Source organism: Luteolibacter yonseiensis, assembly GCF_016595465.1.
GTDB lineage: Bacteria > Verrucomicrobiota > Verrucomicrobiia > Verrucomicrobiales > Akkermansiaceae > Luteolibacter > Luteolibacter yonseiensis.
Window position 1 is genome coordinate 134553 of the sequence record NZ_JAENIK010000002.1, and the last position, 12123, is coordinate 146675.

At 59.1% G+C, this 12123-nt stretch carries 12 protein-coding genes; 6 read left to right on the forward strand and 6 right to left on the reverse strand.

Annotated features, from left to right (window positions below):
- Positions 1–46: 46 nt before the first annotated feature.
- The 3 genes from JIN84_RS01475 to JIN84_RS01485 all read right to left on the reverse strand — a co-directional run bounded on the left by JIN84_RS01475 (position 47) and on the right by JIN84_RS01485 (position 1821).
- Positions 47–1078 (reverse strand): DNA topoisomerase IB, encoded by a 1032-nt coding sequence (locus JIN84_RS01475; RefSeq protein WP_200349245.1) that lies wholly within the window; start codon positions 1076–1078, stop codon positions 47–49.
- Positions 1075–1284, reverse strand: a complete 210-nt coding sequence (locus tag JIN84_RS01480; protein ID WP_200349246.1) for a hypothetical protein — start codon at positions 1282–1284, stop codon at positions 1075–1077. The genes JIN84_RS01475 and JIN84_RS01480 overlap by 4 nt, the downstream gene beginning before the upstream one ends.
- 63 nt (positions 1285–1347) lie before the next feature.
- Entirely contained in the window at positions 1348–1821 is a 474-nt protein-coding gene (locus JIN84_RS01485; RefSeq protein WP_200349247.1) for a hypothetical protein, read from the reverse strand.
- A 277-nt stretch (positions 1822–2098) separates the two neighbouring features.
- Here JIN84_RS01485 and JIN84_RS01490 point away from each other — a divergent pair, with 277 nt between their 5' ends.
- The 5 genes from JIN84_RS01490 to JIN84_RS01515 all read left to right on the forward strand — a co-directional run bounded on the left by JIN84_RS01490 (position 2099) and on the right by JIN84_RS01515 (position 9811).
- The gene (locus JIN84_RS01490) at positions 2099–2689 is read left to right on the forward strand and encodes a type 1 glutamine amidotransferase domain-containing protein (protein WP_200349248.1); all 591 of its coding nucleotides are present in this window, start codon (positions 2099–2101) and stop codon (positions 2687–2689) included.
- A gap of 709 nt (positions 2690–3398) precedes the next feature.
- On the forward strand, positions 3399–6824 hold the full coding sequence (locus JIN84_RS01500; RefSeq protein ID WP_200349250.1) for a response regulator: 3426 nt from the start codon (positions 3399–3401) through the stop codon (positions 6822–6824).
- Positions 6821–7657 carry a CheR family methyltransferase gene (locus JIN84_RS01505; protein ID WP_200349282.1) on the forward strand — a complete coding sequence of 279 codons (837 nt, stop codon included), beginning with the start codon at positions 6821–6823 and terminating at the stop codon, positions 7655–7657. The genes JIN84_RS01500 and JIN84_RS01505 overlap by 4 nt, the downstream gene beginning before the upstream one ends.
- Positions 7654–8232, forward strand: coding sequence for a chemotaxis protein CheB (locus tag JIN84_RS01510; RefSeq protein ID WP_234043136.1), 579 nt, complete (start codon positions 7654–7656; stop codon positions 8230–8232). The genes JIN84_RS01505 and JIN84_RS01510 overlap by 4 nt, the downstream gene beginning before the upstream one ends.
- 1 nt (position 8233) lies before the next feature.
- A complete protein-coding gene (locus JIN84_RS01515) occupies positions 8234–9811 on the forward strand; it encodes an ATP-binding response regulator (RefSeq protein ID WP_200349252.1) in 1578 nt (525 codons plus the stop codon).
- 212 nt (positions 9812–10023) lie between these two features.
- Here JIN84_RS01515 and JIN84_RS01520 read toward each other — a convergent pair whose 3' ends face one another.
- The 3 genes from JIN84_RS01520 to JIN84_RS01530 form a co-directional block, all read right to left on the reverse strand.
- The gene (locus JIN84_RS01520) at positions 10024–10233 is read right to left on the reverse strand and encodes a hypothetical protein (RefSeq protein ID WP_200349253.1); all 210 of its coding nucleotides are present in this window, start codon (positions 10231–10233) and stop codon (positions 10024–10026) included.
- 270 nt (positions 10234–10503) lie between these two features.
- A complete protein-coding gene (locus JIN84_RS01525) occupies positions 10504–10968 on the reverse strand; it encodes a hypothetical protein (RefSeq protein WP_200349254.1) in 465 nt (154 codons plus the stop codon).
- 136 nt (positions 10969–11104) lie between these two features.
- Positions 11105–11347 carry a hypothetical protein gene (locus JIN84_RS01530; protein ID WP_200349255.1) on the reverse strand — a complete coding sequence of 81 codons (243 nt, stop codon included), beginning with the start codon at positions 11345–11347 and terminating at the stop codon, positions 11105–11107.
- 134 nt (positions 11348–11481) lie between these two features.
- Here JIN84_RS01530 and JIN84_RS01535 point away from each other — a divergent pair, with 134 nt between their 5' ends.
- The gene (locus tag JIN84_RS01535; protein WP_200349256.1) at positions 11482–12120 is read left to right on the forward strand and encodes a DNA-3-methyladenine glycosylase; all 639 of its coding nucleotides are present in this window, start codon (positions 11482–11484) and stop codon (positions 12118–12120) included.
- Positions 12121–12123: the final 3 nt, after the last annotated feature.

A 12123-nucleotide genomic window follows, 5' to 3' on the forward strand; every position in this document is an offset into this window, starting at 1 on the left:
CGTGCCAGTCATCGACCGGATCTCCACCGGGCCTCCCTTGCCATGATCAAGCCCGGAGCGGACGGCGGACGGCGCCCGTGATCAATTTGAAAACCCGTCTTTCATCGGCTTGCAGTTTCGCCGTGCCATTGATCCGGCTCAGGCGGGGAGGGGTCGAGTTCATCACCGTGTGGAGTTCGCCGCTCCGGTAGGCGGTGATCAGGGCAGGGTGGATGTAATATTTGCGACAGGTGGCCGGAGTGTGGTTCAGATTGACCGCGGTGGTCTTGATGGCCTCGCGCACCATCCGTTCGCGCGCGGTGGCTGAATCGGGTGGGGGAGATACCGCCAGTTGTCTTGCGAACAAGAGGCTGGCACGCCACGTCCTGAACTGCTTGGCGGTATAGTCGCCCCCGCCCGTTTCCTTGAGCCACGCATTCACATCGGAGGTCCCGATGTCGTGCAAATTTCCATCCGTATCCTCGTAGCGGAAAAGGTGCTGTCCGGGAAGCTCCTGGAGTTCCGCGATCAGCCTCGTCAGACGCGGGTGGGAAATCTCGGCCTGGTGCTCGTGCCCGGCCTTGCCGCGGAATTTCATAAGCAGGTGTCCGTCCTCCTCCCTCAGGTGCCGTCCCAGCAGCGACGAAATCCCGAAGGTCTTGTTTTCCCTGACATAGCGCGAATTGCCGATGCGGTAGCCGGTCAGATCCAACAAGGCGACAATGCCCGCGATCACCCGTTCCCGGGTGAGTTCCGTGTCGGACAGTTCCCTGCGGAGGCTTGCCCGTATTTTCGGCAGCGCCGCGGCGAAGGAGGCGAGCATTTCGAACTTCCGATCCGCGGCACCTTCGTGCCATAGCGGATGATAACGGTATTGTTTGCGTTTCCTCGCATCGATGCCGGTCGCCTGGAGATGGCCGTTTGCCAAGGAACAGATCCAGACATCGTCATAGGCCGGAGGGATGGCAAGCGAGAGGATCCTGCGCCTCTCGCCCTCATCAAGCAGGCGGCTTCCGTCCGGCAGCCGGAATGAGAACCCCTTTCCCTTGCGAAGCCTCCGGTATCCCGGCATTTGGTCGGTGGTGTAGACCAGCTTCATTTCCGCGCCTGCTTTCCGACCTTCCTGGAAGCCGTCTTCCTACCGCTTCCGGATTTTTTACCGCCACCGGACTCCTTGTTGACGGTGGCCCATGCCCGTTTTTCCGCCTCATCCTTCGAAACACCGCGTTTCTCATAGCTTTCCTCGATATGTTCGGCCTGGCGTTTTTGTTTGTCCGTGTAGCTGGATTTATCTCCCTGTGGCATGGCTGGTGGTTGTTGATGGGTTATTCCGGGGAGGTATGATTGTAATCGGGTCGGATGTGATGATCAGTCCCCCACCTGAAGCGAACCGATCCTGCTCCAACCGGCTTTCGCGGCGTGTCTGGCCTGGTTCCACTCAAGCTTTGATGAACCGCGCCCTTGAGCCCATTCGTCGCTCATGACTTTTTCCGCAGCCTCGAACGACTGGTGGGGAGAGTATAGCTGCCAGCCCAGGCGGTAGGCCGGGCCATAGTCGTCGTAGGCATACTCGCTCTCATAATAGGGTTCGTGACGGTATTGCTTCTGCCAGTAGACGTCCTCGGCTTCCGGATCAATTCCTGCGGCGATCGCTTTTCCGGCGATGGCTCCACAGGCGACTCCAATGACAGCCCCGGTAACGGCCCCGAGGGGACCGAGGCCAGCTCCGAGTGCCGCACCCGCCGCCGCGCCACCCAAGGCGCCGATTCCTCCGGCCACCGGATGGCTTTCCGGGGCATAGATGGCTTCCTCCGGAGCTTCCACATCGTTGTTCGCTTTCATAGTAGGTCAGATAGGGGTGATGGATGACCGGGCACGTTTTCACGCCAGCCCGGGATGTGCATCCTTCATCACGAGTCATGCCATGGGGCACGTTCAGCCGTAGGGTCTTGCTGTTGAACGGGTCCTTCCGCCAACGCAGGTCTCTCTTCGGGACGTGCGGGATGCGAATTGCAAAAAACAGGTGCAACATGCATCCGCGTAAAGTCACCTGTTCGTCCGAAACACTGCCATTCCAACGGATTACCCGCGGCATGGTTCATGCGAGAGCGGGCGGACCATGAAAACCGACTTCAATCTACTCAAGGCGACTTATGATCTCTCTGGAAAACGCGTCGCCGTCCTGGCGACCGATGGCTTCGAACAATCCGAACTGGATGTGCCCGTGGAAGCGCTGCAGACCTGCGGTGCCCAGGTCGACATCGTCGCGCCCAAGGCTGGCACCATCCGCGGCTGGAGCGGCAAGGACTGGGGACAATCGCGGAAGGTGGACAAGGCCCTGGCCGAGGTCAACGCGGACTACTACGACTCTCTGGTTTTGCCCGGTGGAGTCCTCAATTCCGACAAGCTCAGGACCATTCCCGATGCCGTGGAGTTCGTGCGTGAGTTCTTCGAACAGCAGAAACCCGTGGCGGCCATCTGTCATGCCGGTCAATTGCTGATCGAGGCGGACCTGGTGGACGGCAGGACGCTGACCTCCTATTCATCCATCCGGCTGGATCTGGAAAATGCCGGAGCCACTTGGGAAGACCTGAGTGTCGTGGTGGACAATGGACTGACGACGTCACGCTCGCCCGACGACCTTCCGGATTTCTGCAACAAGATGTGTGAGGAAATCCTGGAAGGCGCGCATCGCGGCCAGCATGCCTGACATCCCTTCTACCCGTGAAAGCCCGTCATCGGAAGATGGCGGGCTTTTTATTTGCGAGCCAAGTTGCACGTTGCAACATGAAGATTGAAAAGTGCATGACGGTCCTGGTCCCGATCACGTTACGTCTTCGTCACACTGTAGTATTATCAACATGTTGTCTTGGTGAGGGATGATGGCACTTCACCAGCTAATGGTGGCCGCATCATGATCTCTTTGGATTTTCCGTCTTCCCCGGCTTCGGCTTCCGCCTTGGCTCCAGCCTCAGAAAGGGCCGCTTCCGGTCCATTCGCCCAACCTTCCTCACAACAGTTCCAGGGATTCTCGGACTTGCATTACCTGCGCCAGGTGTTCGGGCTCCTGCGCCGGGAAAGGAAGCGGAAGGGCTTGGGGGTTCAGGAGGTCGCCACGCGTGCGAAGTTGCGGGATGGGGTCATTATCGATGCCGAAAAAGGCCTCGTCATTCCATCTTGCAGGGAACTCCGGGCGTGGGCCAAATCGTTGGGAATCTCGTGGGAACAACTTTGGGCCATGGCGTTTCCTCCGTCGTTTGTTGAAACGAACTGAGAGAGTGATCTGAGCGGATCTGGCTGGCTTCGAGTCAGTCGCATGAGTTGAATCGTTGCTTTTTGCCCGAATCATGCGTTTTTCTGAATCTGACACCATGCCTGTTTGACGTCGCTTCAGAAATGCATTCCCTTGCGTGTATTCCATGCCTACGAATTATCGTCCGTCTCCGCCCCGGGCTTCAGCTGCGGCTACCAATCTTCCCCTCTACATCGGTTTCACGGCGGGTGTGATCTTCTTCGTCATCAGTGGTTACAGTTCCTATCAGAACACTCTTTCGTTGCAGAGAGGGACGCAGCAGGTGGAACGCTGCCATGCCGTTATCGGCGCGTTGAAGAACGTCCTCTCCTCCGTGAAGGATGCGGAGACCGGACAGCGGGGATTCCTCATCACAGGCGAGGAAAGCTATCTCCAACCCTACCAACTGGCACGGACGGGCATCAATGCGGAGGTCGCCAAACTGCGTGAATTCACCCGGAACAGCGTCATCCAGTCGGATCTGATGCCGCAGGTCGAGGCGCAGATCGAGTCGAAGTTGGTGGAAATGGAGGAAACGATCTCCCTCCGGCGCGAGCGCGGTTTCGAGCCCGCCCGCGAGGTGGTCATCACCGATCGTGGCAAGCAGACCATGGACGGACTCCGGTCGAATCTCGGAGCCATGGAACGCGAGGAGAAGCGCATGATGGATCTCCGGACTGCGGAGATGAACGCTTCCCACCGCGCCGCACTGGCCAGCGGCATGATCACCGCCGGGCTGGGCATCGCACTTTCGTTCGCGGTCACCTGGCTGATCCGTCGGGCCCACCTGCTCCGCATGCGGCAGGAGTGGTCCCAGAACGGCAGGCTTGAACTGAACTCGGTGGTGTCCGGCGAAAAGACGCTCGGCCCGCTGGCGGAAAGCATCCTGGGCTTTCTCACGCGCTATGTGGATGCCCACGCGGGAGCGATCTTCATCCTGAGGAAGGACCATTTCCAGCGGGTCGCGCTTGTTGGTTCCCCGCTTTCCAGCGACATTCCGGAAAAATTCAAGGCGGGCGAAGGACTGCTCGGTCTGGCGGTGGTGGAAAAAACCGCACGCCGGATCGACGATGTGCCCGAGGGATACCTGATGGTGGGGTCCGGCCTCGGACAAGGACGGCCGCGGCACCTGTTGATCGTTCCCGCATCGACGGATGGCTCGGTCAACGCGGTGCTGGAACTCGGTTTCCTGCATCCCGTCACCGGTGCGAAACAGGAGTTTCTCCAACAGATTTCCGAACTGGTGGGAGTCGCCGTGAAGTCCGCGCTGTATCGCGAGCACCTTCAGGAACTGCTCACGGAAACGCAGCAACAGGCCGAGGAGTTGCAGGCGCAGAGTGAGGAACTGCGCGTCTCCAACGAAGAGCTGGAGGAGCAGGGGCGCGCGCTCGGCGAATCCCAATCCCGCTTGGAACTGCAGCAGGCGGAACTGGAACAAATCAACACACAGCTTGAGGAACAGACGCAGATTCTCGAACGCCAGAAGAGCGATCTGCAGCTCGCCAAGGTGGATCTGGAAAACCAGGCCCGCGAGGTGGAGCAGGCGAGCCGTTACAAGTCGGACTTCCTTGCGAACATGTCGCACGAACTCAGGACCCCGTTGAATTCCACCCTGATTCTGGCCAAGTTGCTGGCGAAGAATCCCAAGGGAAACCTGACCGAAGAGCAGGTGAAATACGCTCTCACCATCGAGTCCGCCGGAGAGGACCTGCTGACCCTGATCAACGATGTGCTCGACCTTTCCAAGATCGAGGCGGGGCACATGGAAATGAACGTCGAACCGGTCAAGGTCCAACGCCTGCTGGGAAGCCTGCGGGATACCTTCGCGCCGATGGCTTCGCAAAAGTCGCTGGAACTGCTCATCGATATGGACGCTTCCGCGCCGGAAGTCATCGAAACGGATCCCCTGCGCCTCGTGCAGGTTTTGAAGAACCTGTTGTCGAACGCCCTTAAATTCACCGAACAGGGAACGATCAAACTGCGTGTGGCGGCAGCGGAAAACAACAGCATCGCGTTCTCGGTTTCGGATACCGGCATCGGCATCGCCCCCGACAAGCAGAGGGCGATCTTCGATCCATTCCTACAGGCGGACGGGACCACCGCCCGGAAGTATGGCGGGACCGGTCTGGGCCTTTCCATTTCCCGCAATCTCGCCCGGTTGCTGGGCGGGGAGATCCTCCTGAGCAGCGAACTGGGTGAGGGTAGTACTTTCAGCGTGGTCATCCCGGTCATCCATGACGGTCCGGTGGAGATCGGCGAGCCAATCGTCTTTGCCGAGGAAACCCGGCGGGCGCCGTCAGCCCCGCCCACAGCCGTCCCCGTCTGGGCGAAGGTTCATGATGATCGCGAATCACTCACTTCCGCCGGACGTGTCATTCTTGTAGTGGAGGACGACGAGCCATTCGCGGGGGTGGTCTATGATCTCGCGCACGACATGCGTTTCGAGTGTCTCATCGCCACCACGGCGGAGGAGGCGCTGGTTCTCGCGAAGCAGTTTCTCCCCAGTGCCATCGTGCTGGATGTGGGGCTTCCGGACAACTCGGGGTTGGTTGTTCTGGAACGGTTGAAGTCGGATTCGCGGACCCGCCATATTCCGGTTCATGTGGTCTCGGCCGGAGACTACACCAAGACCGCGATGGCCCTCGGCGCGGTGGGCTACATGCTCAAGCCGGTGAAGCGAGACGAACTTGCGGAGGCGTTCCGCAATCTTGAGACCCGCTTCACCCAGAAAATGCGGCGGGTGCTCGTCGTGGAGGACGATCCCGTCCAGGTGGAGGCCATGTGCGACCTGCTTGGCTCCGGAGATGTCGAGGCCGTCTGCGCGCAGACCGCCGCCGAGTGTCTGGAGAAGCTGAGCGCGGAGACGTTCGACTGCATGGTGCTCGATCTCAGCCTGCCGGACTCCTCCGGCTTCGCCCTGTTGGAGAAACTCAGCCTGGATGACAACTACTCTTTCCCTCCCGTCATCGTCTATACGGGAAGGCAGCTGACCCACGAGGAAGAGCAGAAGCTGCGGCGTTATTCGAAATCCATCATCATCAAGGGGGCCAAGTCTCCGGAGCGCCTTCTGGACGAAGTGACATTGTTCCTTCACCAGGTGGTCTCGGACCTGCCGGAGGAAAAACAGCGGATGATCGAGAGCTCCAACAACCGGGATTCCGCGCTCGAAGGACGCAGCATCCTCGTGGCGGAGGATGATGTGAGGAACATCTTCGCGCTGACCAGCCTGCTCGAAGGGCGGGGAGTGAAGCTCCTCATCGCCAGGAACGGGCGTGAGGCGGTCACGATCCTGGAAAAGTCCCTCACCGATCCGGCACTGCAGGCGGACCTCGTGCTGATGGACATCATGATGCCGGAGATGGACGGTCTCACCGCGATGCGGGAGATCCGCAAGCGTTCCGAGTGGAGCAAGCTGCCCATCATCGCGCTCACCGCGAAAGCGATGAAAAGCGACCAGGAGCAATGCCTCCAGGCGGGGGCCAACGATTATCTGTCGAAGCCGCTTGATGTTGAGAAACTCCTTTCACTCATCCGTGTGTGGATGCCGCGATGAAGAGCCATGCCGCAGAAACGGAGGAAATCGAGCTGCATCTGCTGCTCGAGGCGATCTATCGTAAGTATCACTATGACTTCCGCGGCTACTCGCCCGCGTCCTTGAAACGCAGGTTTGTCCAGGCCAGGACACACTTCGGGTGCGAGAGTTTCTCGCAACTCCAGCACAAGGCGCTGCATGAACCGAAGATCATCGACCGCCTGCTGCCCTACCTCACCGTCCAGGTCAGCGAGATGTTCCGCGATCCGTCCTATTTCCGGGCTCTTCGCGAGAAAGTCATCCCGCATTTGAGAACCTATCCTTCGCTGAAGGTGTGGATCGCGGGATGCAGCGCGGGTGAGGAACTCTACTCGATGGCCATCCTTTTCCGCGAGGAAGGCTTGGAAAGCCGCACCATCTTCTACGCCACCGACATCAACGGGGATGCGCTGGAAAAGGCGAGGGCGGGGGTGTTCGGTTTGGACCGGATCGCCCTTTTCACCGAAAATCACCGGCGTTCCGGCGGGAAAAGCTCGCTTTCGGATTACTACACCACCGGGTATGGCCGTGCGAAGTTCGATCCCTCGCTCACCCAGCAGACGGTATTCTCCGACCACAGCCTCGTCTCGGACGCGGTGTTCGCGGAAACGCACCTGGTTTCGTGCAGGAACGTCCTCATCTATTTCAACCGTGAGCTTCAGGACCGTGCCGTGGGGCTTTTCCGCGAGTCATTGGTCCGTAAAGGCTTTCTGGGGCTGGGATCCAAGGAAAACCTGCGTTTCTCAAGCCATTCGGAGTCGTTCAACGAGTTCGACAGGGACGAGCGCATCTATCAGAAACAAGCGGAAGGATGAAAGAACCGGTTCGTATTCCCGTGATTGTGATTGGCGCATCCGCAGGTGCGGTCGAGGCCTTGTCACATATCCTTCCAGCCCTTCCCGCGGACTTTCCCTATGCCGTGCTGATCGTCGTGCACATTCCGTCGGATCCCAGGAGCCACCTCGCTTCCTTGTTCGCCGGGCGCTGCAATCTGCGGGTGAAGGAGGCGGAGGACAAGGAACCGCTTTCCCCGGGCACGATCTATTTCGCCCCGTCCGACTATCATCTGCTCGCGGAGTCGGATTACCGCCTCTCGCTTTCCAGCGACGAGCCGGTCCGCTATTCCCGCCCTTCGATCGACGTGCTTTTCGAATCCGCCGCGGATGCCTTCGGCGACGATCTCACCGGATTGATCCTGACGGGTTCCAACAGCGACGGAGCGAAGGGGTTGCGTGCCATTTGTGATGCGGGTGGAATAGCGCTGGTGCAAACCCCCGACACCGCCGACGCTCACGAAATGCCGCTCGCCGCCTTGAAAGCCTGTCCGGGGGCCAGATCCCTCTCTCTGTCGGAGATTCCTGCGGCACTGAACTCCCTCCACTCTCGTTGACATGACCACCCCCAAACCAATCAAGTTCCTCCTTGTCGATGACCTCGAAGAGAATCTCGTCGCGCTGGAGGCATTGTTGAAGAGGGACGGCCTCGAGCTGCTGAAGGCCAGGTCCGGACAGGAGGCTCTGGAGGCGTTGTTGGTCCATGAGATCGCCCTGGCGTTCGTGGACATCCAGATGCCCGTCATGAGCGGCTTCGAGCTGGCGGAGATCATGCGGAGCACCGAGCGAACCCGTGGCACGCCCATCATCTTCCTGACCGCCGGGAATGTGGATCAGGAGCGCCGAATCCGCGGTTATGAAACGGGTGCCATCGATTTCCTGCCCAAGCCGATCGATCCGACGATCCTGCTGAACAAGGCATCCGTCTTTTTCGAACTCGCGGTGCAGCGGCAGTCGCTTGAACAACGCGAGCGCCAGCTCCGCGACTCGAACGAGAAACTCGCCTGGAGCAATGCGGAACTGGCGAACGCGGACAAGAAGAAGGACGAGTTCCTCGCGATGCTGGCGCACGAGCTCCGCAACCCGCTGGCTCCTCTGCTGACCGGAATCGAGATCCTGCTGGCTTCTCCCGGTGAGGCTTCCACCCTGGAGGAGATCGCCGGCATGATGAAACGCCAGGTCGGCCAGATGGCACATCTCATCGACGATCTGCTGGATGTCTCGCGCATCAACCACGGAAAGATCGAATTGCAGAAGGACGCCGTTGCCATGTCGGTGGTGGTCAAGCAGGCGGTGGAGTCCGTGCAGCCCTTCATCGCCGCGTTCCAACACGAACTGGTGGTCGAGAATTCCGATCCCGCGCTGACCCTCAGCGCCGACTATCACCGCCTCACACAGGTGATTTCGAACCTGTTGTCCAACGCGGCGAAATACACGCCGCCCGGAGGCAGGATCATCCTTTCCGTCAATCAGCCCGGTTCCGATCATGTCCGCATTTCCGTCAGGGACAATGGCAAGGGAATCAAGCCCGAGCATCAAACCCGGATTTTCGAGTTGTTCGACCAAGGCGCGTCGGGACCGAAGGACGGGTTGGGGATCGGACTGACCTTGGTAAGGTCGCTGGTGGAGATGCACGGCGGAACCATCACCGTGAGCAGCGAGGGCGAGGGATTCGGCAGCGAGTTCGTGGTGGAGGTCCCCGGAGTTCTGACGCGGTCGCCCGTGGATGAAAAACCGGAGCCGGTCCTTCCCGCTTCTGCCGGAAAGATCCGGGTGCTGGTGGCGGATGACGGGAAGAGCACCGCCGATATCCTTGGGATGTTTTTCCGGATGGAGGGGATGGAATGCGAGGTGGCCTATGACGGAGCGGAGGCATTGGCCGTTGCCGGACGCTTCAGCCCGGAGCTCGTTTGCCTGGATCTGGGCATGCCTGTTCTGGACGGTTATCAGGCCGCGAGCCGGATGCGGGAAATCTGCCCGCACGCCTATATCGTCGCCCTCAGTGGCTGGGGCAGCGATGAGGACCGCCGGAGGACCACCGATGCCGGTTTCGACGAGCACCTGGTGAAACCCGTCAACCCCGAGGAACTCCGTCAGATCCTCAAGAGGGTGCGCGCGGTCCGTGAGAGCGGGTGAGGGTTCTCATGATTGATAAGGCGACCAATCCGTTCTGTTTTTCAAAGAAAACATGACCCCTGACGGGGGATTGAGAAATCAGTTGAAATATCCGGTTTCCACGCGGAGATTTCCATGCCAGTCCGTTTTGGCCCACAGGGCTCTTGAAACCCATAACCGGGAGCACAGCCGAGGCGGCTGGTTCATTTCCTCATATCCCCGCCAGCCGGGGATTATGAGGGATTTTCAATCTTTCCACGTATCTTCTTCCGCAACGGCGCGATACGGAAGAGATAGTAGGTGGTGAGGAAACAAACCACATCCAGCGGAATCCAATAGATGGGGTCCACATAATAATCTCCCCAGATGAAGTTGCCCGACGGATGCAGCCAGTTGATACTTCCGGAGATGGCATCGCAGATCATGTGGAGCAGATAGGCCATGGACAGGATCACGGCCAGGCGGGGGTCGAGCCATGAACGCCTGATGACGGATAAAACGAGCAGTGATGCGGTGAATCCGCCCCAAAAAGGCAGGCCGTGCGACCAGCTCGACAACCGGGCGGCGAGGTTCAGATGGGGATTGATCAGATCCGGCAGGGCGCCGGAGAGACCGATGGCGATGAATCCATATTTACGGATTCATGGCGGGTGGCCGAACGCGAGTTTCGTGATGATGACCGGGGCCAGTGCGTGGGTGAAGGCATCCATATTTCAAAATCGCATGGGAACCGCGTTCTCCCGTTCGTAGGACTGCCGGACGGATTCCCTCAGCAGCACCAGCAGGGTGAAGATTCCAAGCACCGTGCCGAACGGAAAATGGAGACAATTGGTTCCGGCGACGACGAGAGAAAAGGTCCGATATTTTTTCCGCTGGAGAAACAGCCCCGACAGCACGTTGGCAACGCCGCTCAGCACAACGAGCACTCCTGCCACAACATAGAACCATATGAAGATTTGGAACACTTCCGCCGGGGGCGCATGGGCTGGTCCGCCGCTTCCTTTCCACATGCTGGGATTCATGAAGACCTGCTTCATGATCATGAAATGCATCACGAGGAAGCCGATGATTACCAATGAAAACCCGCCGACGATGAAATGGAAAACCGCCAGCAGTTTGAGGTGCTCGTCATCCTTTTGGGGAAGGTATGCGAAATGAGGGAGCGGCGGCGGTTCCATGTGGTGGAATTTCTATGCCTGGCCACGCCACCCGCCAAGCGGATTTCAAGTCAACAGGAAATGTCTCCCGGCCTGTCAGCCAAGAGCGACCAGATCATGGGGATTAAATCCTCGGAGGTCGGGAAAATCCTCGTCTTCAAGCTGGGGAATTCCATACCCGGGGCAGAACTTCGAAGCCGTCGGGATGGGGAGTGGCGGACGATTTCCTCCGGGATTTCTCGGCGAGGAATGCGGCCCATTCCTCATCGTAGCTGGAGAACCATGTGTTGTGGGGCTTGGGGGGATCAACGGGCGATTCATGGGAATGAATCGGGGAAGGGGTGGCTGGATGATACGCCAGACCGCGGGATGCCGCTTGTTGATCGAATGTCGCGTTCATGATGGTTTCACGAATCCCGTTAATGGGAATTCATGCGTCGAAGAAAATAGCGTTGGAAAAGCGCGTTTTCCAGAGATTTTATGCGACCGAATCTTCACATTCATAACGAGTGGCTTCGGAAGATTTTTCCCAGAATGTTTTCCATTGAATGGTCCACCCGTTCGGCTAACGGTGATGTCATGGAGCGCCTGACGTCATCGTTTTTCGAACGGAATCCGGTGATTTGCGCGCGGGAGCTGATCGGCGCGCGTTTCCACTGGAATGGCTGTGTTGGAAAAATCGTGGAGACCGAGGCCTATCTGTCCGTTGACGATCCGGCATGCCACACCTGGTTCCGTCCGAGCGCACGGAGTTTCGTGGAAAGCCATGCGGCAGGTGCGGCGTATGTTTATTTGAATTACGGGATGCACTGGTTGTTCAACGTGCTGGTAAAGGGGGATGACGGTTCCGGATTCGTATTGTTCCGCGCGCTGGAGCCGCTGGAGGGACTGGAACCCATGCGGGAGCGGCGGCCGGGCTTCGCGGACCACCTGTTGGCCGCCGGGCCCGGGAAGCTGACCAAGGCGTTCGGGATCGATGGTTCCGCCCACGGTGGTGATTTTCTCAACGACCGCGATTGTGGCATCTATCGGGGAGAGCGGGTGGAAACCTGTTGTGGAGAGCGGATCGGCATCACCAGGGCGGTGGAGTTTCCATGGCGTTTCGGAGATCCATCGTCGGCTTCGCTGAGCCGGAAGTTCACGGTTCCGAACACGGCCTCTCCTCTCACATAGCAT